Source organism: Luteibacter sp. GL_149 (assembly GCF_057834065.1).
Map to the genome: position 1 here is coordinate 1,088,166 of NZ_CM174395.1, position 24,226 is coordinate 1,112,391.

Genomic DNA, 24,226 nt, shown 5'->3' on the forward strand with positions numbered 1-24,226 from the left:
TTACGGCGCTTTGGCGTCCGTCTGGCGCAGGAATTTCACCAGGCCCGTGAAGTAGGTCTCCTGATCGTCGTACATCGCCATGTGCGAACCCTTGGGGCAATACAGATACTGACCATGGGGCAGGCGTTTCGCCATGGCTTCCATGTACTTCGGATCCATCGTGTCGTAGCGCGCGCCGATGACCAGCGTCGGTACCGTGATGCGCTTCAGGTCGCTACTTCGATCCCAGTGTTCCAGTTTGCCGCTGATGCCGAGTTCGCTGGGACCTTGCATGGACACGTAGACCTGCTCGTTGAGATGAGCGAAGGCGCGCGTGACCGGATCGGGCCATTGGTCCGCCGGCATGCGCAGCACGTGCTGCTCGTAGTGCATCGGCATCAGAAGCGCCATGTACTCGGGGTTTGCCGTGTCCTTCGTTGCTTCCAGCTGTTTTACGCGTGCAAGCTTCTTCTGGTCCATCGCCGGCATAAGCACGTTGTGTGCATAGGCGTCGTACGCGGGACCGCTGTCCATCATGTTGGAAATGACCAGGCCTTTCAGGTGCTGTTGATACTTCAGCGCGTACTCGATGGCCAGCACACCGCCCCATGAATGACCGAGCAGGTAGAAGTTGTCCTTGTCCAGGTGCAGCGCCTGGCGTACCTGTTCCACTTCTTCGACGAAGCGGGGAATGTCCCAGAGGTCCGGATCGGTGGGTTTGTCGCTGAACGCGGAACCGAGCTGGTCGTAGTAGTAATACTCGATGCCCGCCGCGGGGAAGTAGCTGTCGAATGCCTCGAAGTATTCGTGCGTCGCGCCGGGGCCGCCATGCAGCAGCAGGACCTTGATGCGCGGGTTGTTGCCCACACGCTTGGTCCAGACGCGGAAGTGGCCCTTGGGCGTATCGATCTCGATCATCTTCGCGCCGCCGGAGAGGACGTCGTCCCGCCCGCGGTTGTCGAAGTAGGAAGGGGGTGTGCTGGCGGGAGGTGCGGCTTGTGCCCCGAGCGGGCAGAGCGACGCGACAGTGAGAGCGGCGGCGACGAGCAAGCTACGCATGGAGACACCCCCTGGTTGATACGTGGACTATGTCCTTGCCGATGCGCCGAAAGCAAGTCGCGTTATTCGCGGGACAACGGTGTCGCCACGTACTCCAGCGACTTCCGCTCCGCTGCGATGCCCAACCACAGGGCCGCTAGCGCTCCCACGACCATCAGTACGGCTCCCAGCGCATAGCCCCATCCGATCGATGCGCGTTCGCCCGTACCGATCAGCGCGCCGAACAGCCACGGTCCGGCCACGCCGCCGAGGGCGGTGCCGAATGCGTAGAACAGCGCGATGGCCAGCGCGCGCAGTTCCAGCGGGAAGCTTTCGCTTACCGTGAGATACGCCGAGCTGGCCGCGGCCGACGCGAAAAAAAACACGACGCTCCATGCCATGGTTTGCGTGCGCGCATCCAGCCATCCGTTCACGAACATCCATGCGGTCACGGCGAGCAATCCGCCGGACAGTGCATACGTTGTCGCGATCATCGTGCGTCGTCCTATCGTGTCGAACAGGCGCCCGAGCAGTAATGGCCCAAGGAAGTTGCCGGCGGCGAAGGGCAACAGATAGAGGCCGACCTCGGCGTCGGCCACGCCATAGAAGCGGCCGAGCACCAGCGCGTAGGTAAAGAAGATGGCGTTATAGAAAAACGCCTGTGTCGCCATCAGGATCACGCCGAGGACGGTTCGTCGCGGATAGTCGTGGAACAGGGTGCGTGCGACGTCGGACATGCGCAGGGCGCGCGGTCGCAGCCGGAGTTTTATCAGTGACTCAGTGGGGGCAGGGGCGTTCACGCGTATCTCGATCTCACCCATGATGGCTTCGGCTTCCGCGATTCGCCCGTGCAGCATCAGCCAGCGCGGACTTTCGGGAATGTAGCGACGCAACAAGAGAATGCCCAGGCCGAGTCCGGCGCCAAGCCCGAACGTCAGGCGCCAGCCGATCTCGGGCGACACCCATGACGTATCGAGCAGTGCGACGGCCCCCAGCGCACCCAGTGCGGCGCCGATCCAGAAGCTGCCGTTGATAACCAGATCCGTATGTCCGCGATACCGTGCGGGAACAAGCTCCTGGATGGCCGAATTGATCGCGGCGTATTCGCCGCCGATGCCAGCGCCGGTCAGTGCGCGAAACAGCACGAAGCTCCGGAAGTCGAATGAGAACGCCGTCGCCGCGGTAGCCAGCAGGTACAGCCCCAGCGTGATCGTGAAAAGCTTCTTGCGTCCGAGACGGTCGGTCAGCCAGCCGAAGAACAGCGAACCGACGACGGCCCCCGCGAGATACAGACTGCCGGCGAGCCCGACTTCGGCATCGGTCAGGTGCAGCACGGGACTCGATTTGAGCGCACCGGCGATAGATCCCGTGATAGTGACTTCGAGCCCATCCAGCACCCACGTGATGCCCAGCGCCGTGGCGACCAGCGTATGGAAACGCCCCCAACGCAGCCGGTCCAGGCGCGCGGGAATATCCGTTTCGACCATGGCGTTGCGTGGATCCGGCATCCCGCGACGTTAGGGCACCCGATGTTAGGTGGCGTGAAGTCGCCTCGTATCAGCGCGGGACGCGATAACCGCCGGGAATGCCGTGAGGGCTCAGCGTCAGTTGCCACAACTGGTCGCGGCGGCTGCGGAATACCCCGGCCGAACAGGCAAGATAGAAACGCCACATGCGGCGGAACCGTTCGTCGTAGCTGGCGCCGAGCGAAGGCCATGCCTTATCGAAGTTGCCCAGCCACGCCATCAGCGTGCGGTCGTAGTCGGCGCCGAAGTTGTGCCAGTCTTCGATCACGAACAGGTTCTCCAGCGCGGTCGTCACCTGGCTCGACGACGGAATGACCGAATTAGGAAAAATGTATTTTTCGATCCATGGATCGGGACGGCCCGGTGCACCGTTGCTACCGATGCTATGCAGCAACGCCAGCCCGTCGACAGGCAGGCAGCGTCGTGCGACTTCGAACCAGGTGCGGTAATTCCTGAAGCCCACGTGTTCGAACATGCCTATCGACATGACGGCGTCGAAACGCTCGTCGATCTCCCGGTAGTCCTGCAGGCGGATGTCGATGGGCAGGCCGCGGCACAGGTCACGCGCGTAGTTCGCCTGTTCCTGCGATACGGTGACGCCGACGCCACTGACGCCGTAGCGTTCGGCGGCGTACTTCAGCGCTTCGCCCCAGCCGCAACCGATGTCGAGCACGCGTTGGCCGGGTTTGAGCGCCAGCTTCCGGCAGATCAGGTCGAGTTTGGCTTCCTGTGCGTCGTCGAGGTTGGTCGCGTTGGCCCAGTAGCCGCACGAGTAAACGAGACGCCTGCCGAGCATCGCCTCGAACAGGTCGTTGCCGAGATCGTAATGCTGGCGACCGACGTCCCACGCATGTTCGCCGCGCTGCATATTGATGAAGCGCGCTTTCAGGTGCGCGATCAGCGTGTCCAGCGTGCGCAGCGAAGAGTCGATATGGGAGTCGAGTACGCGGGCGAAGAAGCCCGGCAGGTCGTCCACGTCCCACCAGCCGTCCATATACGCTTCGCCCAGCCCGAGCGAGCCGTGGGCGAAGACGCGCGCATAGGTGCGTTCGTCATGGACGATCAGATCGGTCGGACCGTCGCCGCCGATGTGGATGCCGGCCTGTTCCAGCAGGGCCTGCGCGCGTGCCTTCAGGGAATCGTTACCCATCGTCGGACCTCGCTTCCTTAGTTATCCCTGGCTCACGTGTCGCAACACGCCCTTGGCCAAACCCAAACCGAGTACCGTCATCGCGATCGAACCGGCCAGGTGCATGAATACGTGCGCGCCGAACCAGAGGTATTCCTGGCGCAGCAGAAGGCCGGTGGTTTCCGCGGAAAATGTAGAAAAGGTGGTCAGGCCGCCGAGGAATCCGGTGGCGACGAACAGGCGCGCTTCGAGCGGCAGCGTCTGGTAGTGATCGAAGACGCCGAGCGTGATGCCCATCAACAGGCCACCGGTGAGGTTGGCTGCGAGCGTGCCCAGGGGTAGGTTGGGGAAGATCGGATTGAAGACGACGCCGAGCCACCAGCGCAGCCAGCAGCCGATCGCGCCGCCGATGCCAACGGCAAGAAACCCGGTATAGCCCACGCAGTGCCCCTGTTCGAGCCGATGTCGGTCGATTATGGCGCAGTGCGACAGGATATGTGTAGGAGCTGCCTCGTTATACTGTCGGGCATGCAACCCGTCACCCGCGATCCGCGGCGTCATCTGCCTTTGCTGCTCGCGGCGCTGGCGATGATCGGCCCGTTTTCGATCGATGCGATCTTCCCGGGGTTTCCGGATATCGGTCGCAATTTCGGCGTGGGCGAGGTGGCGCTGCAGCAGACGGTCAGCGTGTACCTGATCGCGTACGCCGTCATGAGTCTTTTCCACGGCGCGCTGTCCGACGCGTACGGGCGCAAGCCGGTGATCGTGATCGGCATGGCGGTTTACGCGCTGGCGTCGGTCGGCGCGGCGCTGGCGCCGACCTTTACGTTCCTGCTCGGCTGCCGTGCATTACAGGGCGTGTGTGCCGGTGCGGGCATCGTCGTGGGGCGCGCGGTGGTGCGAGACACCATGAATGGCGAGGAAGCGCAGCGGATGATGTCGAAGGTGATGATGATCTTCGGCATCGCCCCGGCCATCGCTCCCATCGTCGGTGCGTGGCTGCTCGGCATCGACGGTTGGCGCGGTATTTTCTGGGCGCTGGCGGTCTTTACCGTGCTGCTGACGATGGGCGTGGCGCGATTCCTTGTGGAATCGCATCCCCAGGCGAATCGCACGATCTTTCGTCCGCGCCCGTTGCTGGCCGGTTACGCCCGTATCGGCGGCGACCTGCCGTTCTGGCCGCTGGCCATCGCCAGTTCCATCAATTTTTCGGGCCTGTTCCTGTACATCGCCTCGGCACCGCGACTGGTTCGCGATCTGCTGGGGCTGGGTGCACAGGGATTCCCGTGGCTTTTCGTCCCGGTGGTGATCGGCATGGTGGCCGGGGCCTATACGTCCGGCCGCGTCGCGGGGCGGGCAAGCGCCGCGAGGACCGTCGCCGTCGGCTACGTATTCATGCTCGCGTCGTGCGCGATCAACATCGTGCTGGCGCTGGCTCTGCCCACACCGCGGGTACCCTGGTCGACGTTGCCGCTGGCGCTTTACGGCTTCGGCGTGCAGATGGCGTTCCCCACGTTGACGCTATTGCTGCTGGACCGCTTTCCGGCGCAGCGGGGCGGCGTGTCGTCGGTACAGGCGTTCTCCAGCCTGTTGTTCACCGCACTGGTCGCGGGCGTCCTGTCTCCGCTGCTGTCTTACAACATGCTTGGTCTGGCGCTGGGCGCGACAGGCATGTGTTCGATCGGGCTGCTCGCGTGGTGGTGGTATTCGCATCTGGAACGCCGCGCGATCGCACGATGCAAGGCGGCAGGCATGGGCAGCACTGCGGAGCAGGCCGAGCTGCAAGAGCCGGGTTAGACCGGCAGGCCGCGTTCGGAGAGAAACCGTCGCGCTTCGGTCGCGTCGTTCCCGAACCATGCGCGCGTGGACCCCAGCCGGAACGTGTAGCCCCAGCGATCCATGTCGTCCATCAGACGATGGCGTCCCACGCCGGGCAATTCGTCCGCCAGCACGATTTGCAGGTAGCAGGTCGCATCTTCTTCCTCGATCGAATCCGTGGCGTCGGTATGCACCGCCGCGCGGCGCTCGGCTGGCAGTACCAGCAGGTGGCAGGATTCGTGGAGCATGGAATGCACGGGCGTGTCGGCGCGCGCATAAACCGCGCTACCGATGATGCCGGCTTCCGACTCTCCCCAGTAGCTGCCGGGAATCGGCTCGCCGGCAGGCGTTTCGATCAGGGTGAGGCCGTAGCCGGCCAGAAGCGCGCGCGGCGCGTCGAAACCGATGTCGCCAAGACACAGGACGCCATCGTCCTCGGCGGGGGCCATCCCGGGCCCCATGGATTCGACCGTCACTGCCATGTCGCAGGCCTTACGGTGCGGCCGGCTTGATGTCGGGCAGAGCGACCGAGAGTTCGAGAATTTCGTGGCCGCTGTCGCGTTCGAGATTGATCATCACCGCTTCGACGTCGACATTGACGTACTTGCGGATCACTTCCAGCAGTTCGTTGCGCAGCAGGGGCAGATAGTCCGGGCCGCCGCGCGTCGAACGTTCCTGAGCCACGATGATGCGCAGGCGCTCTTTCGCCACGCCGGCACTCGGCTCGGGTTTGCGTCGAAGGAAATCAAGGATACCCATGCTCAGCCTCCGAATACGCGCTTGAGAAAGCTTTTCTTCTCCACTTCGGTGAAGCGCAGGGGACGCTCTTCGCCGAGAATGCGGGCCACGGTGTCCTTATATGCCTGGCCGGCGTAGGAGTCTTCGCGGAGGATGACCGGCTCGCCGGAGTTGGACGCCGCCAGCACGTTTTCCGATTCCGGAATGACGCCGACGACGGAGATGCCGAGGATGTCCTCGACGTCTTTCACGCTGAGCATTTCACCGGCGTCGACACGCACCGGGTTGTAGCGCGTCAGCAGCAGGTGCTGCTTGACCGCGGTGTCGCCGCGTTCCGCATGGCGCGTCTTGCTGGCAAGCAGGCCGAGGATGCGGTCGGAGTCGCGCACGGAAGAAACTTCCGGGTTGACGACGACGACGGCGTGGTCGGCGAAGTACATCGCCAGATGCGCGCCCTTCTCGATACCGGCGGGCGAATCGCAGACCACGAAGTCGAAGCCTTCCTTGGTCAGTTCGTCGAGGACTTTCTCGACGCCTTCCTGGGTGAGCGCATCCTTGTCGCGGGTCTGCGAGGCAGCCAGCACGAAAAGGGTCTCGTTGCGCTTGTCCTTGATCAGGGCCTGCTTCAGCGTGGCCTCGCCGTGGACGACATTGATGAAGTCGTAAACGACCCGCCGCTCGCAGCCCATGATCAGGTCGAGATTGCGCAGGCCGACGTCGAAGTCGATGACGGCGACTTTTTTTCCGGCCATGGCCAGACCGGTGGCCAGCGATGCGCTGGTCGTGGTCTTGCCGACGCCGCCTTTTCCGGAAGTGACGACGATGATTTCAGTCAAGTGGGTATCTCCGCGTATGTGGCAGCGTCGGCATCAAAGCCGCGCAACCAGCAGTTTTCCATTGTCGAGCCAGCATTGCACGGCCTGGCCTTCGAATTCTTTCGGCATGTCTTCGAACACACGATAGTGCCCGGCGATGGCGACGAGTTCCGCACGGAAATCCGAGCAGAAAATGCGCGCGGTCTCGTCGCCCTGGGCACCGGCCATCGCGCGGCCGCGAAGGCCGCCGTAAACATGAATCGAACCGTCCGCGATCACTTCCGCGCCGTTGGCGATCGCGGCGGTAACGACCAGGTCGCGGTCGCGAGCGTAAATCTGTTGTCCTGAACGAACGGCGCTACCCGTGTGGTACTGCGCGGTGTGCGCGGCGGGCGGTGCGTAATCGTCGTGAATCGGTTGTCGCGTGAGGGCTGCTTCGGCGCGTGCCGGCGCGCTGGCGACCGGCGCGGGTGCGGCTTCGCCGGCGACCGGCTCGTACGCCGCACGGAACTTCGCGATCAGCGGAAGACCCATGCGCTCGGCGAGTTGCTCGGTTTCCGCCGTACCATAGGCCAGGCCGACGGGCAGCATGCCCGCGCTGCGCACGGCTTCCAGCAGGGCGTCGACCGTACCGTCGTCGGGCAGCGTGGCCAGATGGCTGAGATCGAGCACGACGGCGGCGCGGGTGAACATCTGCGGCGCGGAACGAACGCGGCGCTCCAGTTCGTCGCACAGGGCCGCGGCGTCGGGGCGCCGAACACGTACGCAAGCGATGCCTACCTGACCGAAACGAAGATCGCAGGCGGCTTCGAGGGAGTCGGCGCGGGCGTTCATGCGCGGGCCTCCCGTGCGGCGCCTTCGCAGGGGCGGTGGCGTTCCGCGAGCCAGGGCACGTCGGGCAGGCCGTCTCCGTCGAGGTAACGCTCGCGCACGAACGGGAAGCTGGGCAGTTCCTTGGCGAGGAGGCTGACCTTCGGGCCCTTCGCGCCCATTTTCTGCTGACCGACTTCCTGGAAGCCCAGGGTGCCGTGGAAAAGCACGACCATGTCGTCGCGTGGTTCGAGAAAGACTTCACACGTCAGGAGCGGCACACGTACCTCGGCATAACTCTGGACATCGCAATAGAACACGCGGCCAAGCCCGTGTCCGCGATAGTCGGGGGCGACCACGATGCGGTCGATATAAACGAAGCTTTCGTAATGGTCCTGGAACCAGTGGAAATTGGGGCTGGTGTAGTTGGCATCCGGCCGCAGGGCGATGAGGAAACCGGCGATGACGCCGTCCATCTCGGCGACACGGAAATAATGGGCGTTATCGTAGAGATGACGCAGTCGCGCGCTGTCGGTGACGAGAATGCCGGTGCCGGCGGCGTTGTTGAGCGCCAACACGGCGTCCAGGTCGTGCTCGCGCACGTCGCGGATGGCAAGGGCCATTCGTTGCTCCGCAGATGAACGTTTCGAGGGAAGACCGCAGACCGGCCCTTCGGATGCGCGGCATTATGGCACGCGACACACTTCGCGACACACTTCATGACAGCAGGTCAGGATGTAAAACACTTGTAAAAGCGCATGCTTGGGCGAGCCGCCAAGCCGTGACTTCAGTCAGATGGTGGTGCCGCGCTCAAGCCCTATGATGGTCCCCATGCCCTGGCCTCATTTCAATCACACCCGCCTCCTGCGATACGGCACCTATTTCGTCTATCTGTGCCTCGGGCTGCCGCTCTCGATGCTCAAGCCGGGCGAACTGGGCGACGTCGCGCTTCTCCTGTGGACTGCTTGCTACCTGGCCTTCGGGGTCGTGTACTGGCTGTTGACGCGTAATCTCGGCGCGCCCATGAACAGCGCGACCAAGCTGGCGGCGCTGCTGTTCCTGACGGCGGCGGCGCTGACGATCGGCTGGCTGAGCAAGAGCGGCCTTGCGGCCCTGCTGCTGGTGATCGTGGCGACGATCGTGCCCTGGCTGGTGACCGTGCCTGTCGGCGCCGCATGGATGGTGCTGTCGCACGCGGCGCTCATTCCGATCTTCGGGGCCGCTTTTCACTGGGTGAGCGGTGCCTGGCTGATGGCGCTGATGCAGTCCTGCATGTATTTCAGCTTTTCGGCGCTGACCTTCATCACCTCCGCGGTCGCCAGCCAGCAGGCCGAGGAGCGCGAAGAGCAGCGGCGGCTGAATTCCGAGCTGCGCGCCACCCGGGCGCTGTTAGCCGAGTCGACGCGTATCGCCGAGCGCATGCGCATCGCGCGGGATCTTCACGACCTGGTGGGCCACCATCTCACCGCGCTCAGCCTGAATCTCGAAGTGGCCAGCCACCTGACCAACGAAGCGGCGGGGGAGCATGTGCGCAAGGCGCAATCGACCGCCAAACAGCTGCTGGCCGACGTCCGCGAGGTCGTGAGCGAGCTGCGCCAGGACGACGCGATCGACCTGACCCAGGCGTTGCGCAGCCTCATGGAAGGCGTACCCGGCCTTAAAGTGATTCTTTCCATACCGCCGCGTTTCGGCGTGGAAGATCCGCGGCGCGCCCAGATGCTGTTGCGCTGCGTGCAGGAAATCCTTACCAATACCGTTCGTCATTCCGGTGCGCGTCACCTCTGGTTGACGTTCCGGCATACCGGGCCCGACGAGCTGTGTCTCGACGCCCGGGACGACGGCAACGGCGCCAGCCAGTTCCGGCCGGGCAACGGTCTGACGGGTATGCGCGAGCGGCTGGCCGAATTCGGGGGCACGGTGGACTTCGTGACCCACCCGGCGGGCGGTTTCGCACTGACCGCCCGTCTTCCACTGGGCGAGGAGCAGGCGCTGGCGCATGCCCCGACACGCCCCGCGCTGGACACCAGCCTTCCTGAGGCTACATGACATTCCCCATGCCACAATGCCGCGCTATCGCTGAGGATCCGCAATGATCTCTGTCTGTCTCGTTGACGACCAGAACCTGGTTCGCCAGGGCATTCGCTCGCTGCTCGACCTGGCGGGAGACATCCGCGTCATCGCCGAATGTGCCGATGGCGCCCAGGCCGTGCAGACCATCCCGCAGATCAAGCCGGACGTCGTCCTGCTGGACCTGCGCATGCCCAACATGAGTGGGCTGGACGTATTGCAGGCCCTGGGCGGCCGCAACGAACTGCCGCCCACCATCATCCTGACCACGTTCGACGACGACCAGCTCGTGCTTTCGGGCCTGAAGGCGGGTGCGCGGGGATACCTGCTGAAGGACGTTTCCCTGGAGCAACTGGTGGAAGCCGTGCGCACGGTGGCGGCGGGCGGGTCGCTGGTGGCGCCCATGGTCACCCAGCGCCTGCTGGCCGGCGTGGGGCGCATCCAGAACCAGTTCTCCAGCCTGGAGCAGCCCGATCCCCTCACCGAGCGTGAGACCGAAATTCTGCGGCTCCTTTCGGGTGGCTACAGCAACAAGGAAATCGCCAATTCGCTGCGTGTGGCGGAAGGGACCGTGAAGAATCACGTGTCCAATATTCTGTCCAAGCTGGGCGTCCGCGACCGGACCCGGGCGGTCCTAAAGGCGCTGGAACTCGGCATCGTCTGATTTCGCCTACATGTCGCGTGGGCCGAAAACCGCGCTGCGCTGCGGCATGGGGGCCTTGCGGCGTTTCGCAAATCAGCAGGGCTTACCCAATAGCGTTCCCGTGCGCGAGCAAGTACCATCCGTCCTTTCGGCACGGACGATGCCACGTTACGGGCCGATTCATCAGGGGCTTTCCGGGCCGGCTTTCGCCGCCATCCGGAGCGCCCGTTTAGAAGACGTTCGGAGAACCGTGGAATGACGCGTCTGTTAGAACTTATTGTTGCCATCGTCATCGTCGCCGTGCTTGGTGTCGTGGTGGGTGTGGCCATGCCCTCGACGGGACACGTCGAGCGCTCGATGCTGATCAGCAAGGACCTCCGTCAGGTTTACGACGTTTTCAGCAATTTCCGTCGCTTCCCGGATTACACCGCGATGCGCTCGTTCGATCCGAAGATCCAGTTCGAACTGTCCGGCAAGGCCTATGGCCCGGGCTCGAAGATCTCCTGGACCAGCGAAGACAAGAAAGTCGGTAACGGCGAATTCGAAATCGCCACCATCGATCCGTCCTTCTCGGCGATTTCCGATGCCGGCAAGGGCACGATCGTCTGGAACGTCACCAACGGCTGGCGTGGTAACGACAAGAAGTTCACGATCAACCTGGAGCGCAGCGGTCGCAGCCAGAAGCTGGTCAAGGTCACGTGGTCGTATGACGTCGACTACGGCTTCAACCTGATCAGCCGCTTCTCGAACCTCTATATCCACGGCGATCCGGATTCGCTGATCCAGTTCAGCCTGGCGAACCTGCAGAACCTGATGGCGTCGATTCCCAATATCGACTACAGCAAGCTGGTTCCGACGATGGCCGAACAGCCGGCCAAGCCGATCCTGTTCGTGTCCACCACGGCGCCGCGTACGCTCGACGATGTCGACACCGCGTCGGACAAGGCCATGGGTGAAATCCAGGCCGCCGCCAAGAAGCTCGGCGTGAATATCGTCAGCCCGCGCATCACGTTCACCACGAACTGGGGCGATCAGAACTACACGTTCGACGTCGCCGCCGAGATCGACAGCACTACGCTGAAGATCAACGGTCAGGACGTCGCACTGACGGCCGCACAGCGTCCGACGCTCGACACCGCGCCGGCTGCCGCCAGTACGGCGGGCGCACCGGCCGACCAGGCAGCCACCGATTCGGCTCCGGGCAGCAAGGACAAGCTCGGTCGCGTCATCGTCGACGGCAACGTCAAGGCTGTGCTGGCCTTTGGCGGCCGCGCACTGAAGGCCGAATGGAACGGCACCGGCGCCGGTCTCCCGCAGACACGCATGATGCTCTCCGCTTATGCGCAGACCCACGGCTACAAATTCGACGACGTCGTGAACCGCCCGTACGACATTCAGGTCAAGGCACCGACCAATAATCACGGCACGGTTTCCGGCTACGACGAACAGAAGTTCGAGATCTACCTGCCGCTGTCGGGCGACAACCTGCCGGCACAGACCCCGGAACAGGAAGCTGGCGTGCAGCAGCCGACGCTTGAGGAAGCCGCTCCGGCCGCCTCGGGCACGGCGCCCGCTCCGGCTGGCACGGCCCCGACCCCGGCCGCCGCGTCGACCGCCGCCGCGCAGTAAGATCCGCCGGTACGCGATACGAGAAGCCCCGTCGGCAACGACGGGGCTTTTTTTGTTGTCCAACGAGGGTTCGCCGGCTGTCGACGATGCCGTGACCCTGTGGGAGCAAGAGGGTAAAGGACGCCCGCCACATGCTTCTATGCGCTACATTCGTCGCCGCCCCATCCGACCGCAGGCCATGATCGAAACCGAGCAACTGACCCGCTGTTACGGCAGCCTGACCGCCGTCGACTCGCTGACTCTCCGCGCCGAACCGGGCCAGGTGCTCGGCCTGCTCGGTCCGAACGGGGCGGGGAAGTCGACCGCCATGCGCATGATCGCCGGCTTTCTCGCACCCACGTCGGGCACGGCGCGCGTGTGCGGTCACGACGTGCGTCGAAATCCCGTTGCCGCCAAGAAAGCGCTCGGCTATCTGCCCGAGGGCGCGCCGAGCTACGGCGAAATGACGGTGCGCGAATTCCTGAGCTTTATCGCGCGCGTTCGCAGTGTGGGCGGAGACAAGGGGTATCGTCGCTTCGATGAGGTGATCTCGCGCCTGCAACTGGAAGACGTGCTGGATCAGCCCATCGGTATGTTGTCGAAAGGCCTGCGCCGTCGCGTAGGACTTGCGCAGGCGATCCTGCACAACCCGCCGGTACTGATGCTCGACGAGCCGACCGACGGTCTCGATCCCAACCAGAAACATTCCGTGCGTATGTTGATCGACGCCATGGCGCGCCAGCGCACCATCCTGATTTCGACCCATCTGCTGGAAGAAGTGCACGCGCTTTGCAACCGCGTCGCCATCATCGCCAATGGCCGGTTGCTGGCCGATGCGACACCGGCGGAACTGGAACGGCAATCGCGTTACCACGGCGCCGTGTCCTTCAGTGCGCAGGGAAGCGGTGTATCGCGCGAAATGCTTGCCCGTATTCCGGAGGTCGCTTCGGTGGAAGTCGATCCGCTCGACGGGCGTGTCACGGTGTTCCCGCGCGAGGGCAAGCCGATTCTCGAAGAAGTGCAGACCCTGCTGCGTACGCAGAACCTCGAAGTGTCCGAAATCCAGCTGGAGCGTGGGCGCCTCGACGAAGTCTTTCGCCACATCACCACCTCGGCACATCCGGGGCCGGCCGCATGAGCGCCGTCTTCGCTATCGTCCGCCGCGAACTGCTGAGCTACTTCGTCACGCCCGTCGCATATGTCTTCATGGTCATCTTCCTCGTGCTGGCGGGGTTGCTGACGTTCTACGCCGGCGATTTCTACGATCGCGGCCTGGCCGACCTGCAGCCGTTCTTCGACATCCATCCGTGGCTATATCTGGTGCTCGTCCCGGCCATATCGATGCCGATGTGGTCCGAAGAGCGCAGCTCCGGCACGATCGAACTGTTGCTCTCGCTACCCGTGACCATCGCGCAGGCGATGATCGGCAAGTTTGTGGCGGCATGGCTGTTCATCGGTTTCTCGTTGATGCTGACCTTTCCGATCTGGATCACGGTCAACTATCTCGGCGATCCCGACAACGGTGTGATTCTCGCGGGCTATCTTGGTAGCTGGCTGATGGCCGGATGTTTTCTCGCCATTGGTGCCTGCATGTCCGCCGCCACGCGCAGCCAGATCGTCGCGTTCATCCTGACGGCCGCAGTGTGTTTTCTGCTGCTGCTGGCCGGGCAGCCGCAGGTGCTCGATTTCTTCCAGGATGCGTTGCCCGGCAAAATGCTCGGTGCGCTGGCCCAGCTGAGCATCACGCGACACGCAGCGGCTATCGCGCGCGGCGTTCTCGATCTGCGCGATGTCACGTATTTTCTGGCGAGCATCGTGGCGTGGCTCGCGGCGGGCGTCGTGCTGGTCGACCTGAAGAGGACCCGTTGATGGACGGCCGGCATTTCCATATCAGCCGTTCGTTCGCGCTGCGTCTGGCCCTGATCGGGATCGCGCTCGCTTTCCTGCTGGTGGTGGCGATCAGTGCGCGCACCTTGCGTACGGCGCGCGTCGATCTGACGGAGGACAAGATTTACACGCTCACGCCGGGCACCACGCGCATCGTGGATAGCCTGGAGCGACCTCTGACGCTGACGTTGTATTTTTCCGAACACGCCACGCGCGATCTGGCGCAACTGCGCAGTTACGAGCAGCGCGTTCATGAAATGCTGCGCGAGGTAGCCGTACGAGGACACGGGCGCATCCGTCTCCGGGTGATCGATCCGGTGCCTTATTCGGACGATGAAGACGCCGCGGAAAGCTATGGTCTGATGCCGGTAAATGGCGGTAGCAACGGCGAGCGCGTGTTCTTCGGTCTGGTGGGTACCGCGGGCACGGGCGACAAGGCCACGACGCAGGCGATTCCGTTCTTCGATCCGGCGCGCGAGACTTTCGTCGAATACGACATAGCCAAGCTCCTGTATGAACTGAGCACGCCGCATAAACCCAGGCTCGGTGTCATCAGCACGCTGCCCATCGCCGGAAATATGGTGATCGGCGAGCAGCCCTGGACGATCATGCGTCAGCTGGAACAGTTGGCCGATGTAACCATGATCGACGCGAACGGGCTGACCCGTATCGACGATCGCTTCAAGGTGCTCCTGTTGATCCATCCGAAACGGCTGAGCGCCGATGCGCAGTACGCCATCGACCAGTTCGTGCTGCGCGGCGGACGACTGGTGGTTTTCGTCGATCCCGATGCGGAGATGGATACCGCGCCGCTGGTCGACGCGCGTGGCGTGATCGACGATCACAACTCGGACATCCGCCGGCTGTTCGAAGCATGGGGTGTCGTTTACGACCCGACCCAGATCGTGCTCGACCGCTCGCAGTCGCTGACGATCGAGCTGAATGGCAATAGCCTCAGTCATCCGGCGATGTTGGGTCTGAATACGCAAGACCTCAACCATGACGATGTCGTCACCGCGAGTCTGCAACGCCTGAACTTCTCCACCGCGGGTCATTTCGAACTGGCCCAGACCACGCACGCGCAGATGATGCCTCTGGTGCAGACGTCCGACGATGCGACGATCGTGTCGGTCGACCGCGTACGCGAGGCCACCAGCGATCCTTCCGTGCTGCTCTCCGACTACACACCTACCCATGAGCGCTACGTTCTGGCGGCGCGCGTGCGCGACACGTTCCATACGGCGTTTCCGGAGCGGACCGATACGGGGCATCTCGCGCAATCGCAGGGACCGGGCGAGGTCGTGCTGATCGCCGATACCGATGTGTTGACGGATCGCCTTTGGGTCGAGATCCAGCCGCTGCTCGGTCAGCAGCAGATGACCGCATTCGCGAACAACGGCGATTTCATCGCCAATCTTGTCGATAACCTCAGCGGATCGTCCGCGCTGCTGTCCATCCGCGGCCGCTCCAGTCTGCAGCGCCCCTTTACGAAGGTGCGTTCGCTCCAGGCCGCGGCGGACCGCAAGTTCCTGGTCAAGAAGCGCGAGCTGGAAGGCGAGCTCTACGAAACCCAGCGGCGGCTCAGTGAATTGCAGCCGGCGAAGGGAGGTACCTCCACCGGTACGGCGGTTACCGCGGAACAGCGTCGCGAGGTCGAGCAATACCTGCAGCGCAAGCTGGCCATCGGTAAAGAGTTGCGCGACGTGCAGCACCAGTTGAACGCGGAAATCGACGCGTTGGGTCTGCGCCTGAAGTTCATCAATATTGTTCTGGTGCCTGGGCTGGTCGCGTTGTTCGGTCTTATTTACGGATGGCGGCGCCAGCGTCGCGGTCGCCGTGTCGGCCTGTAAACCGGTGCTGGCGGCAATGTGCCGCACCGCTGCCCGTCGCTTCACCGCGATGCGGCGGCTATCCTGCCTGCCGGGTAGGGCGCATTCGCGCTCCGCGGGAGCTGTCGCGTGCTGTTGAAGTGGATCGTCCCGTGGGAGTTCTCGTGGGTTTTCCTCGCGATCTTTCTGGCAACCTCGTTTCTCTACTGGCGTGGGTCGCGCCGGCTGAGCGTGTCGCCGTTGCGGCAGGCTGCCTTCTGGCTGGGCATGGCGACGGTGTACGTGTCCCTGCACACCTATTTCGATTACTACGCGGAGCATGAGTTCTTCATGCACCGCATCCAGCAGGTGTTGCTGCATCATCTCGCGCCGCTGATGATCATCGCCGCGTATCCGGGAACGGTGCTGCGCGCCGGCCTTCCGCTGCGCTGGCGAGCGCGCTGGCTACGGCCGGTTCAGCAGTCGCGCGCGTGGCGCAGCGCTCTCGCGGTATTGCTCAATCCGGCCATCGTGACGGCGACCTTCGTTGCATTGATCCTCGTCTGGCTGATCCCGCCGATGCAGACGCTGGCGATGCTGGACTGGCGAATCTATCGCGCGATGAACTGGTCGATGATCGTGAGCGGTCTGGCTTACTGGTGGATTGTGCTCGACCACCGGCCGAAGCCTCCCGGCCGGATGTCGCCGGGCGTACGCGTGTTGTCCCCGGCGATCACCATGACGCCGCAGATCGTCGCGGGCGCCATCGTCACGTTCTCGAAAACCGATCTGTACCCCATCTTCGAAATCTGCGGTCGCGCTTTCACCATGAACGTACTGACGGGCCAGTTGATCGGTGGCCTGATCATGTGGGTGCCGGCTGCGATGATCGAATCGATCGGTGGGTTGCTGGCGTTGCGACAGTGGCTGAGGCTGTCGCGTAACGGGCGGTTGCCGAAGCGGGAGATCCGTCGGCGGGCCCGGGCGTGATTGGGGGTTGGGGGTGGGAAGTGGGGGCGTGTTTCCGGCGATCGCCCGAGGGGGCTGGTATCGCCCGGCGGAAGCAACATCGGCGTGGCGCTTGTCGCTCCCTCAGACGTTCGCCGGAAACACGCCCCCACTTCCCACCCCCAACCCCCGCTCAATAAACAACCGGTACCCGTAGCGCCGCCGCAGTCACATCCTCGCGCTTCAGCTTGTCCTTCAGCTTCGGCAGCTTCACCGGTTTGTCCGGCAATCGCCGGTCGGGAATCTGATCGAGCAGGTGCCGTATGAGGTTCAACCGACCCGCCTTCTGATCGTTGAAATCGACCACGAACCACGGCGCGTTCTCCGCGTGCGTCCGTTCGATCATCGCATTGCGAAGCTTGCCGACCTTGCCGTATTTCTCGCGCATCCTCATGTCGACGGGCGAGAGTTTCCAGCGCTTCAACGGATCGTCCGCACGTTCGGCGAAGCGCTTTTCCTGTTCGGCCTGATCGACGGTCAGCCAGTATTTCAGCAGGATCACGCCATCGTCGGTGACGAGTTTCTCGAAGGTGGGGCAGGCGGCGAGGAACGCTTCGCACTGCTCGTCGGTACAGAAGTCCATGGCCGGTTCGACGACCGCGCGGTTGTACCAGCTACGGTCGAAAAGCACGAATTCACCAGCCGAGGGGAAGTGCTCGACGTAGCGCTGGAAGTACCACTGCGTTTCCTCCGCCGGACTCGGCTTGGCGAGCGCGACGACACGCGCGGCGCGGGTATCGAGCTTGTCGGTAATTGCCTTGATCGTGCCGCCCTTGCCGGCGGCATCGCGGCCTTCGAATATCACGATCAACCGCTTGCCCGTGGACCGGAGCCAGCGGGTAAGGCCGACCAGTTCGATCTGCAAGGCTTCGAGTGTCTTTTCGTATTCCTTTTTGCGCGAATCGCTCACGGTACGTGCCCCGATGGGTTGGAGGGCACTGTTTAGCACTGTTTGGTGTGCGCGGGGAGTGAGGATTTACGAGGCGGCCGTCAGCGACTTGAGTTCGTCGGCCTGGTATTCGCGGGTCAGGGTATCGATCAGTTCTTCCAGGTCGCCCTGCATCGTCTCGGCCAGCTGGTAGATCGTGAGATTGATACGGTGATCGGTGATGCGGCCCTGCGGGAAGTTGTATGTGCGGATACGCTGACTGCGATCGCCACTGCCGACCTGAAGGCGGCGGGATTCGGCTTGCGCGGCGCTCTGCTTGCTGCGCTCGACATCCAGCAGGCGGGCTTTCAGAAGGCTCATGGCGCGCGCGCGATTCTTGTGCTGGCTGCGCTCGTCCTGGCATTCCACGACGGTGCCGGTGGGCAGGTGGGTGATGCGGATGGCAGAGTCGGTCTTGTTGACGTGCTGACCGCCGGCGCCCGACGCGCGGAAGGTATCGACCTTGAGGTCGGCGTCGCGCAGTTCGATATCGTCGATCTCGTCCTGCTCGGGCAGGATGGCGACCGTGGCGGCGGAGGTGTGGATGCGGCCCTGCGATTCGGTGTCCGGTACGCGCTGGACACGATGGGTGCCCGATTCGAACTTCAGGCGCGAATAGGCGCCACGGCCTTCGATACGTGCGACCACTTCCTTGTAACCGCCGTGTTCGCCGGGGCTGGCGCTCAGGATTTCCACCTGCCAGCGCTGCCGTTCGGCGTAGCGCGCATACATGCGGAAGAGATCGCCGGCGAACAGCGCCGCTTCGTCGCCACCCGTGCCGGCGCGCACTTCGAGGAAGACGTTGCCTTCGTCGCGCGGGTCTTTCGGCAGGAGCAGGACCTGCAGCTCGGCGTCGAGACCGGTCAGCTGCTTCTCGATACGGTCGATGTCGTCGGCCGCCATGTCGCGCATTTCGGGGTCGTCGAGCATGGCCCGCGTTTCGGCCAGCTCGCGCTCGGCGAGGTCGTGGGCGTGCAGCGACGTGACGACGGGTTCGAGCTGTCCGTATTCGCGCGACAGCTCGCGGAAGCGGCTGTTGTCCGCCAGCACGTCGGGCTGGCTAAGCAACAGGCCGATTTCCTCGTGGCGTTCGGCAAGGGCTTCGAGTTTGCGGCGGATCGAGGGCGTCATGCGTCTCGCAGTCGGGGAAGGGCGGTACGGAGGGAGACAGGCTTGCCGGCTCCATGGCCGCGCATCATGCGGAAACGTCGTCTTCCGCGTCCAGTCCGTAAAGGCGACCGGCGGCATGCAGCAGGTCGAGATCGCCCGAGAGGGCGGCGTCGCGCAGTCGCGCGCTGGGTGCGTGCAGGAGCTTGTTCGTCAACGTATTGGCAAGAAACGCGAGCGCCTCGTCGGGCGAGCGGCCGCGCGCGAGCATCGCCTGGGCCTTGCCCAGCACCTCGTCGCGCTGCGCTTCGGCGGCCTGGCGCATGTCGACGGCGGGATTGCGCAGGGTGAGGGCGCGTCGCCACGACATGTAACGGTCGACCTGGAGGTCGATGATCGCCTCGGCTTCGCGCGCGGCGGTTTCCCGCGAGCGACGATTTTCGTCGATGACCTGCTTCAGGTCGTCGATGCCGTAGAGGAACACATCGTTCAGTCGCGCGACCTCGGGTTCGATGTCGCGCGGCACGGCGATGTCCACCATGAACATCGGGCGGCGACGGCGGGCGGAAATGGCGCGGGACACCATCTCGCGCGTGACCACGGGCTGGCGCGACGCCGTCGACGAAATGACGATGTCGGCTTCGGCAAGATGCTGCGGGAGGTCGGCGAGCGCGATGGCGTAGCCGCTGTAACGGGTGGCCAGTTCCTGTGCGTTCTCCAGCGTGCGGTTCGCGACGATCAACCGGCGGACGCCCTTGTCGGCAAGGTGCCGGGCGGCCAGTTCGATCGTTTCGCCGGCGCCGATCAGCAGAACGCAGGCTTGTTTGAGATCGGTGAAGACCTGTTCGGCAAGGCGTACGGCGGTATAGGCGACCGATACGGTGTGCGCGCCAATCCGCGTATCCGTGCGCACGCGTTTGGCGACGGCGAAGGTGTGCTGGAGCAGGCGTTCCATCGGTGCGCGAAGGGCGTGCGCGGAACGGGCTTGCTGATAGGCGTCCTTCACCTGGCCGAGGATCTGCGGTTCGCCGAGCACCATCGAGTCGAGTCCTGTCGCCACGCGAAACATATGGCGTACGGCGTCGCTTTCGTCGTGACGGTAAAGGAACTCATCGAGGCGTTGCGGGGTCAATCGATGTTGACGCGACAGCCATGCTTGCGGGACGGCCTCGGCACCCTCGGCCACGCTGACGTAAAGCTCGGTCCGGTTGCACGTGGACAGGATCATCGCTTCTTCCACGCCCGGCTGGCGGGCGAGGTCGCCCAGCGCCTCCGGAGCGACCGTGGCGTCGAATGCCACCTGTTCGCGCAGGCTGACCGGCGCGGTGAGGTGATTGAGCCCGAGGGCGATGAGTGGCATGACGTGCGCGGCTGTCGACGGGTGCTTGGGTCAGTATGACGTAGGCTAAGCTGTGGGCGCGGCATCCGGAATTAAACGGAATGCCTCTTAGGCGTGTAACGGAGACGAATTGTGCGGAGCGGGCGGTCTAAGTTCAAGCAAGTGCGGCATTTTGTGGCTGTTGCGGTCGCGCTGGCGGCCCTCGCGGGCTGTGCGACAGCTCCCGGGCGGGTCGCCCGGACACCGGCCAGCGCCCAGCCTCTGGATCATCTCCAGGTGGCGATTCTTCCGCCCGAGCGGGATCTGACGGCCCAGCTGCTGGAGGGCGACTTCGCCCTGGCCCATAACGACCTGAAGGCCGCGTCCGCGGCTTATGGCCGGGCGGCCTTCCTCACGGACGACCCGAAAGTGGCCGCGCGCGCTACCGAACTGGCGCTGGCCGTACACGACATTCCCGCCGTCGGGCAGGCCCTGGATCGCTGGAAGGCCCTTGGGGCCACGCCTGCCCAGATGGCCAGCACGCGCGCGCGACTCGCCCTGGATCGCGGCGATACCGACGACGCGCGGCAACAGCTGGAGCTCCTCGTCTCCTCCGGCGATCCGGATGCCTGGCGCGAGTTCGGCCGGATCATTCTGTCGGCGCGCGACGCGGCGCAGGCGGCCCAGTTGCTCGAACAGGTCGCAACGCCGCAGCGGCTGCCCAATGACGCCCAGGCGTGGCTGGCGATGGCCGAGCTCGGCGAAGGCCTGGGTCGCCACGATTACGCTACCCGGACGGGTCAGGCCGCTATGGCGCGTTTCCATAACGCCGAAACGTACGCCTGGGCCGCTCAGCAGAAATTCCGTGCAAAGGATCCCGCGGGCGCCAGGGTGCTGTTCGCCAAGGCCATGCAGAAAGACCCGAAGAACGCGCGTCTGCGTCTGGCCTACGCGACCCTGCTGGCGCAGGGAGGCGACGAAGCTGGCGCGACGAAGGTGTTGTCCACCGGCGCGCAGGACGCCGATACCTATGCGTTGCGTACCACGCTGGCCGCACGCGCTAACGACAAGGCTGCCATGCGTCGCCTGTATGAGGAAATTCAGCGCCGTCCCGACGACGAGCAGGCGGACAGTGCCTTCACGCTCGGACAACTGGCCGAAATGCTGGGCAAGAAAGAAGACGCGCTGGACTGGTACGCCGACGTGCCCGACGGCGATGCACATGCTTTCGACGCGTCGGTGCGTAGCGCCGTGGTACTCGATGGCCAGGGCAAGAAAGACGAAGCGCACGCGCTCGTTGCCGACCTGCAGACCGCTTACGCGGATCAGCCCGACAGCCTGCGCAAGGCGTTCGGTCTGGATGCGGAGCTATACATGCGGGAGGGCAGCTTCAACGAGGCCGCCGATGCGTATTCGCACGCGCTGCGTGTGAAAGCGGACGATCCGGAGATGCTGTACGGCCGTGGTCTCGCGTATTCGGAGGCGGGCAAGATCGATCTGGCCGTGGCTGACTTCCGCCGCGTACTGGAACTGAAACCCGGCGACGTCGAAACGAGCAATGCGCTGGGTTACACGCTGGCCGACAGCGATCGCGATCTCGACGAAGCGCAGACTCTCCTGCAGGCCGCGCGCTCGGCGCGCCCGAACGATCCGGCTATCGCCGATTCCTGGGGCTGGCTGCAATACCGTCAGGGCCGTCTCGACAGCGCCGAACAGACGCTGCGCGGTGCCTGGGGTGCGCGTAAGGACGCCGACGTCGGCGTGCATCTGGCCGAGGTGCTCTGGAGACGCGGGGAACACGGCGAGGCGAAGCGCGTACTCGATGAGGTGCGCAAGCTCGACCCGGAGAATGCGACCTTGCGCAGTACCGAGCAGAGGTTGAAACCGTGAGGTTGCGTTTCGTTGTCGTGGCATTGCCGCTGATGCTCCTCGCCGCCTGTACCGCCCCCATCGTCCGTCAGCAGGGCGATGCCGCCATGCTGGGCGCGCAGGAAAGCAGGGAGCGGGCGCTCGCGGGTAAGGATCGCTGGACAGTCGAGGGCAAGCTGTCGGTGTCCAATGGACAGGATGGCGGCAGCGGCACGCTGGTCTGGCATCAGAACGGCGACCGCTACGAATTCACCGTGCGCGGACCCGTGACGGGCAAGAGCTTCCGCCTGAGTGGCGGTCCCGAAGGAGCCGAGCTGGAAGGGCTGGACGGCGGCCCGCAGCGCGGAGCCGACGCCGAATCGCTTATGGCGCGCACGCTTGGCTGGCAACTGCCCATGCGCGACTTGCGTGCCTGGGTGCTTGGGTTGCGCGCGGACAGCGGTGAGGCGGACATAGCCTTCGGTGCCGACCGGCTGCCGTCGCGCATCACTCAGGACGGTTGGCAGGTCGATTACCGTGCATGGGATGCGACGCGCGATCCGGCGCTGCCGTTGAAAGTCTTCGCGGAGCGTCCGCCGTATAAGGTGCGGTTGTCGATCGAATCGTGGAAGTTCGATTGATGCTCCGTTCGGGCGCGCAACGCGTCCGACTATAATCCCGACCTTTCTTCCGCGGCCCTCCCATGCCCATCCGAATCGCGCGTGCCGAACCTTCGCAGGCCGATATTCTGTGCGATATCGAGCGCGCGGCTGTCGAGCTGTTTCGCGGGCATGAAGCGTGGCCGTCGTATTCGGCGATGACCCTGCCGCGCGACGTCGTCCACGACCTGATCACCCGGGGTTTCGTCTGGGTCGCGCTCGACGGCGACGTCGTCGTGGGTTTCGTCTGCCTGGACGTGGAGCAGGGGGGCGATACCGTCGGTATCGCCGAAATCGATGTGCTTCCCGCCTATGGCCGCCGCGGCATCGGGGCGACCTTGCTCGAACACGCGTGCGAGTGGGCGCGCGAAGCGGGGTTTCGCCGGATCGACCTCGGCACGTTGGCCGATGTGCCGTGGAATGCGCCGTTCTACGCGAAACACGGTTTCGTGGCGAAGGACAAGCGCGCACCGGAATTCGCGTTCGCCCTGGAGCGGGATCGCGAGAATGGCTTTCCCGATCGTCTGCGCGTCTTCATGAGTCGCGAACTGAAGCCGTTGGCTACCGGTGACTGGACGGTGTGGCCCGCGCCGGCAAAGCTGAACCTGTTTTTGCGCATCACCGGCCGTCGCCCCGACGGCTACCACGAGTTGCAGACGGTCTTTCGCCTGCTCGACTGGGGCGACGAGGTCCGTCTGCGCGTACGTGCCGATGGCGTCATCGCACGTCCCGTCGCCGTCGACGGCGTGACGGAAGAGGCCGATCTGAGCGTACGTGCCGCGCGCCTCCTGGCCGGGCATACCGGCGTCTCGCTTGGCGCCGAGATCGAGGTTCGCAAGCGCATTCCGATGGGCGGGGGACTTGGCGGTGGCAGCTCCGATGCCGCTACGGTGCTGGTGGGGCTCAATGCCTTGTGGGGTACCGGTCTGGACGACGATGCTCTGGCGACGCTGGGGTTGAAACTCGGTGCCGATGTTCCCGTTTTCGTTCGTGGACACTCCGCCTGGGCCGAAGGCGTGGGCGAGCGCCTTTCGCCGATCAAGCTCCCCAGGCGTTGGTACGTGGTGCTCGACCCCCGGGAGCATGTGCCTACGGCAGCTCTGTTCCAGGCATCCGAATTGACACGAAATGCTGCGCCAGCGACAATTTCATCCTTTGTTTCCGGCGATTCGGCTGAAAATGCCTTCGAACCGGCGGTTCGCATGCGACACCCCCGGGTGGCCGCGGCGCTGGACTGGCTGGGTCGACATGGTCGCGCGCGCCTTTCCGGCAGCGGCGGCTGCGTTTTTCTGGAAACACGAACACACGAGGCGGCGCTTGGCGTTGCCTTGCGCTGTCCGGAAGCCTTCGTCGCCCATGTGGCGGCGGGTGTGGACCCGTCACCGCTGCATCTTGCGCGGCAACGGATCCTGGCACGCCGGACAGCTAAGCAATAACGAAGAGGAAGACAGCCGCAGGTCGGCGGTGAGTACGGTCGGAAAAGGTTCCGCCG

The 24,226-nt window shown here is 64.3% G+C and carries 23 protein-coding genes; 11 read left to right on the forward strand and 12 right to left on the reverse strand.

The features are described from left to right. From AC3IR3_RS04815 to crcB, 4 genes are all read right to left on the reverse strand, one after another. The gene (locus tag AC3IR3_RS04815) at positions 1-1,038 is read right to left on the reverse strand and encodes a proline iminopeptidase-family hydrolase (RefSeq protein ID WP_489195872.1); all 1,038 of its coding nucleotides are present in this window, start codon (positions 1,036-1,038) and stop codon (positions 1-3) included. Between the two features lie 62 nt (positions 1,039-1,100). Then, complete coding sequence (locus AC3IR3_RS04820; RefSeq protein WP_489195873.1) at positions 1,101-2,525, reverse strand: MFS transporter; 1,425 nt, start codon at positions 2,523-2,525, stop codon at positions 1,101-1,103. A gap of 49 nt (positions 2,526-2,574) precedes the next feature. Next, the gene (gene cfa, locus AC3IR3_RS04825; RefSeq protein WP_489195874.1) at positions 2,575-3,693 is read right to left on the reverse strand and encodes a cyclopropane fatty acyl phospholipid synthase; all 1,119 of its coding nucleotides are present in this window, start codon (positions 3,691-3,693) and stop codon (positions 2,575-2,577) included. Between the two features lie 21 nt (positions 3,694-3,714). Then, positions 3,715-4,113 carry a fluoride efflux transporter CrcB gene (gene crcB, locus AC3IR3_RS04830; RefSeq protein ID WP_489195875.1) on the reverse strand — a complete coding sequence of 133 codons (399 nt, stop codon included), beginning with the start codon at positions 4,111-4,113 and terminating at the stop codon, positions 3,715-3,717. A gap of 87 nt (positions 4,114-4,200) precedes the next feature. Between crcB and AC3IR3_RS04835 the strand changes: the two genes are divergently transcribed. Further along, positions 4,201-5,469, forward strand: a complete 1,269-nt coding sequence (locus AC3IR3_RS04835) for a multidrug effflux MFS transporter (RefSeq protein ID WP_489195876.1) — start codon at positions 4,201-4,203, stop codon at positions 5,467-5,469. Here the strand turns inward: AC3IR3_RS04835 and AC3IR3_RS04840 are convergent. Genes AC3IR3_RS04840 through AC3IR3_RS04860 form a run of 5 tightly spaced genes read right to left on the reverse strand, consistent with a single transcriptional unit; the run spans position 5,466 to position 8,476 of the window. After that, on the reverse strand, positions 5,466-5,972 hold the full coding sequence (locus AC3IR3_RS04840) for a hypothetical protein (protein WP_489195877.1): 507 nt from the start codon (positions 5,970-5,972) through the stop codon (positions 5,466-5,468). The two genes, AC3IR3_RS04835 and AC3IR3_RS04840, sit on opposite strands and share 4 nt — an antisense overlap. Positions 5,973-5,982: 10 nt before the next feature. After that, on the reverse strand, positions 5,983-6,249 hold the full coding sequence (gene minE / locus AC3IR3_RS04845) for a cell division topological specificity factor MinE (RefSeq protein WP_489195878.1): 267 nt from the start codon (positions 6,247-6,249) through the stop codon (positions 5,983-5,985). A 2-nt stretch (positions 6,250-6,251) separates the two neighbouring features. Continuing rightward, on the reverse strand, positions 6,252-7,064 hold the full coding sequence (gene minD / locus AC3IR3_RS04850) for a septum site-determining protein MinD (RefSeq protein WP_489195879.1): 813 nt from the start codon (positions 7,062-7,064) through the stop codon (positions 6,252-6,254). A gap of 33 nt (positions 7,065-7,097) precedes the next feature. Continuing rightward, the gene (minC, locus tag AC3IR3_RS04855; protein WP_489195880.1) at positions 7,098-7,877 is read right to left on the reverse strand and encodes a septum site-determining protein MinC; all 780 of its coding nucleotides are present in this window, start codon (positions 7,875-7,877) and stop codon (positions 7,098-7,100) included. Continuing rightward, entirely contained in the window at positions 7,874-8,476 is a 603-nt protein-coding gene (locus tag AC3IR3_RS04860; RefSeq protein WP_489195881.1) for a GNAT family N-acetyltransferase, read from the reverse strand. The genes minC and AC3IR3_RS04860 overlap by 4 nt, the downstream gene beginning before the upstream one ends. 208 nt (positions 8,477-8,684) lie before the next feature. Between AC3IR3_RS04860 and AC3IR3_RS04865 the strand changes: the two genes are divergently transcribed. The 7 genes from AC3IR3_RS04865 to AC3IR3_RS04895 all read left to right on the forward strand — a co-directional run bounded on the left by AC3IR3_RS04865 (position 8,685) and on the right by AC3IR3_RS04895 (position 16,856). Continuing rightward, the gene (locus AC3IR3_RS04865) at positions 8,685-9,899 is read left to right on the forward strand and encodes a sensor histidine kinase (protein WP_489195882.1); all 1,215 of its coding nucleotides are present in this window, start codon (positions 8,685-8,687) and stop codon (positions 9,897-9,899) included. A gap of 43 nt (positions 9,900-9,942) precedes the next feature. Next, the gene (locus tag AC3IR3_RS04870) at positions 9,943-10,584 is read left to right on the forward strand and encodes a response regulator (protein ID WP_489195883.1); all 642 of its coding nucleotides are present in this window, start codon (positions 9,943-9,945) and stop codon (positions 10,582-10,584) included. A gap of 234 nt (positions 10,585-10,818) precedes the next feature. Next, the gene (locus tag AC3IR3_RS04875) at positions 10,819-12,192 is read left to right on the forward strand and encodes an SRPBCC family protein (RefSeq protein ID WP_489195884.1); all 1,374 of its coding nucleotides are present in this window, start codon (positions 10,819-10,821) and stop codon (positions 12,190-12,192) included. Positions 12,193-12,370: 178 nt separating this feature from the next. Further along, on the forward strand, positions 12,371-13,309 hold the full coding sequence (locus AC3IR3_RS04880) for an ABC transporter ATP-binding protein (RefSeq protein WP_489195885.1): 939 nt from the start codon (positions 12,371-12,373) through the stop codon (positions 13,307-13,309). Further along, positions 13,306-14,040 (forward strand): ABC transporter permease subunit, encoded by a 735-nt coding sequence (locus AC3IR3_RS04885; RefSeq protein ID WP_489195886.1) that lies wholly within the window; start codon positions 13,306-13,308, stop codon positions 14,038-14,040. The genes AC3IR3_RS04880 and AC3IR3_RS04885 overlap by 4 nt, the downstream gene beginning before the upstream one ends. Further along, positions 14,040-15,908, forward strand: coding sequence for a GldG family protein (locus tag AC3IR3_RS04890; RefSeq protein ID WP_489195887.1), 1,869 nt, complete (start codon positions 14,040-14,042; stop codon positions 15,906-15,908). Before AC3IR3_RS04885 ends, AC3IR3_RS04890 begins: the two co-directional genes overlap by 1 nt. A gap of 111 nt (positions 15,909-16,019) precedes the next feature. After that, on the forward strand, positions 16,020-16,856 hold the full coding sequence (locus AC3IR3_RS04895) for a cytochrome c oxidase assembly protein (RefSeq protein WP_489196882.1): 837 nt from the start codon (positions 16,020-16,022) through the stop codon (positions 16,854-16,856). A gap of 151 nt (positions 16,857-17,007) precedes the next feature. On the opposite strand, the gene ppk2 is transcribed toward AC3IR3_RS04895, so the two are convergent. The 3 genes from ppk2 to hemA all read right to left on the reverse strand — a co-directional run bounded on the left by ppk2 (position 17,008) and on the right by hemA (position 20,269). Then, positions 17,008-17,784: a polyphosphate kinase 2 gene (ppk2, locus tag AC3IR3_RS04900; protein ID WP_489195888.1), complete on the reverse strand. Its 777-nt coding sequence runs from the start codon at positions 17,782-17,784 to the stop codon at positions 17,008-17,010. A gap of 66 nt (positions 17,785-17,850) precedes the next feature. Then, positions 17,851-18,933, reverse strand: a complete 1,083-nt coding sequence (gene prfA / locus AC3IR3_RS04905; protein ID WP_489195889.1) for a peptide chain release factor 1 — start codon at positions 18,931-18,933, stop codon at positions 17,851-17,853. Between the two features lie 64 nt (positions 18,934-18,997). Continuing rightward, positions 18,998-20,269, reverse strand: coding sequence for a glutamyl-tRNA reductase (gene hemA, locus AC3IR3_RS04910; protein ID WP_489195890.1), 1,272 nt, complete (start codon positions 20,267-20,269; stop codon positions 18,998-19,000). A 153-nt stretch (positions 20,270-20,422) separates the two neighbouring features. On the opposite strand from hemA, the gene AC3IR3_RS04915 reads away from it, so the two are divergent. The 3 genes from AC3IR3_RS04915 (at position 20,423) to ispE (ending at position 24,170) form a co-directional block, all read left to right on the forward strand. Next, the gene (locus AC3IR3_RS04915) at positions 20,423-22,117 is read left to right on the forward strand and encodes a tetratricopeptide repeat protein (protein WP_489195891.1); all 1,695 of its coding nucleotides are present in this window, start codon (positions 20,423-20,425) and stop codon (positions 22,115-22,117) included. Continuing rightward, positions 22,114-22,716, forward strand: a complete 603-nt coding sequence (lolB, locus tag AC3IR3_RS04920; RefSeq protein ID WP_489195892.1) for a lipoprotein insertase outer membrane protein LolB — start codon at positions 22,114-22,116, stop codon at positions 22,714-22,716. The genes AC3IR3_RS04915 and lolB overlap by 4 nt, the downstream gene beginning before the upstream one ends. A gap of 62 nt (positions 22,717-22,778) precedes the next feature. Further along, positions 22,779-24,170, forward strand: a complete 1,392-nt coding sequence (gene ispE, locus AC3IR3_RS04925; RefSeq protein ID WP_489195893.1) for a 4-(cytidine 5'-diphospho)-2-C-methyl-D-erythritol kinase — start codon at positions 22,779-22,781, stop codon at positions 24,168-24,170. Positions 24,171-24,226 lie beyond the last annotated feature (56 nt).

Coding starts and splice junctions, on each gene's coding strand:
- AC3IR3_RS04820 (WP_489195873.1), bottom strand. CDS start 2,525: ATGCCGGATCCACGCAACGCCATGGTCGAAACGGATATTCCCGCGCGC.
- AC3IR3_RS04890 (WP_489195887.1), top strand. CDS start 14,040: ATGGACGGCCGGCATTTCCATATCAGCCGTTCGTTCGCGCTGCGTCTG.
- cfa (WP_489195874.1), bottom strand. CDS start 3,693: ATGGGTAACGATTCCCTGAAGGCACGCGCGCAGGCCCTGCTGGAACAG.
- hemA (WP_489195890.1), bottom strand. CDS start 20,269: ATGCCACTCATCGCCCTCGGGCTCAATCACCTCACCGCGCCGGTCAGC.
- ispE (WP_489195893.1), top strand. CDS start 22,779: ATGCCCATCCGAATCGCGCGTGCCGAACCTTCGCAGGCCGATATTCTG.
- AC3IR3_RS04875 (WP_489195884.1), top strand. CDS start 10,819: ATGACGCGTCTGTTAGAACTTATTGTTGCCATCGTCATCGTCGCCGTG.
- minE (WP_489195878.1), bottom strand. CDS start 6,249: ATGGGTATCCTTGATTTCCTTCGACGCAAACCCGAGCCGAGTGCCGGC.
- AC3IR3_RS04865 (WP_489195882.1), top strand. CDS start 8,685: ATGCCCTGGCCTCATTTCAATCACACCCGCCTCCTGCGATACGGCACC.
- minC (WP_489195880.1), bottom strand. CDS start 7,877: ATGAACGCCCGCGCCGACTCCCTCGAAGCCGCCTGCGATCTTCGTTTC.
- AC3IR3_RS04885 (WP_489195886.1), top strand. CDS start 13,306: ATGAGCGCCGTCTTCGCTATCGTCCGCCGCGAACTGCTGAGCTACTTC.
- AC3IR3_RS04835 (WP_489195876.1), top strand. CDS start 4,201: ATGCAACCCGTCACCCGCGATCCGCGGCGTCATCTGCCTTTGCTGCTC.
- AC3IR3_RS04870 (WP_489195883.1), top strand. CDS start 9,943: ATGATCTCTGTCTGTCTCGTTGACGACCAGAACCTGGTTCGCCAGGGC.
- prfA (WP_489195889.1), bottom strand. CDS start 18,933: ATGACGCCCTCGATCCGCCGCAAACTCGAAGCCCTTGCCGAACGCCAC.
- AC3IR3_RS04840 (WP_489195877.1), bottom strand. CDS start 5,972: ATGGCAGTGACGGTCGAATCCATGGGGCCCGGGATGGCCCCCGCCGAG.
- AC3IR3_RS04880 (WP_489195885.1), top strand. CDS start 12,371: ATGATCGAAACCGAGCAACTGACCCGCTGTTACGGCAGCCTGACCGCC.
- AC3IR3_RS04860 (WP_489195881.1), bottom strand. CDS start 8,476: ATGGCCCTTGCCATCCGCGACGTGCGCGAGCACGACCTGGACGCCGTG.
- AC3IR3_RS04815 (WP_489195872.1), bottom strand. CDS start 1,038: ATGCGTAGCTTGCTCGTCGCCGCCGCTCTCACTGTCGCGTCGCTCTGC.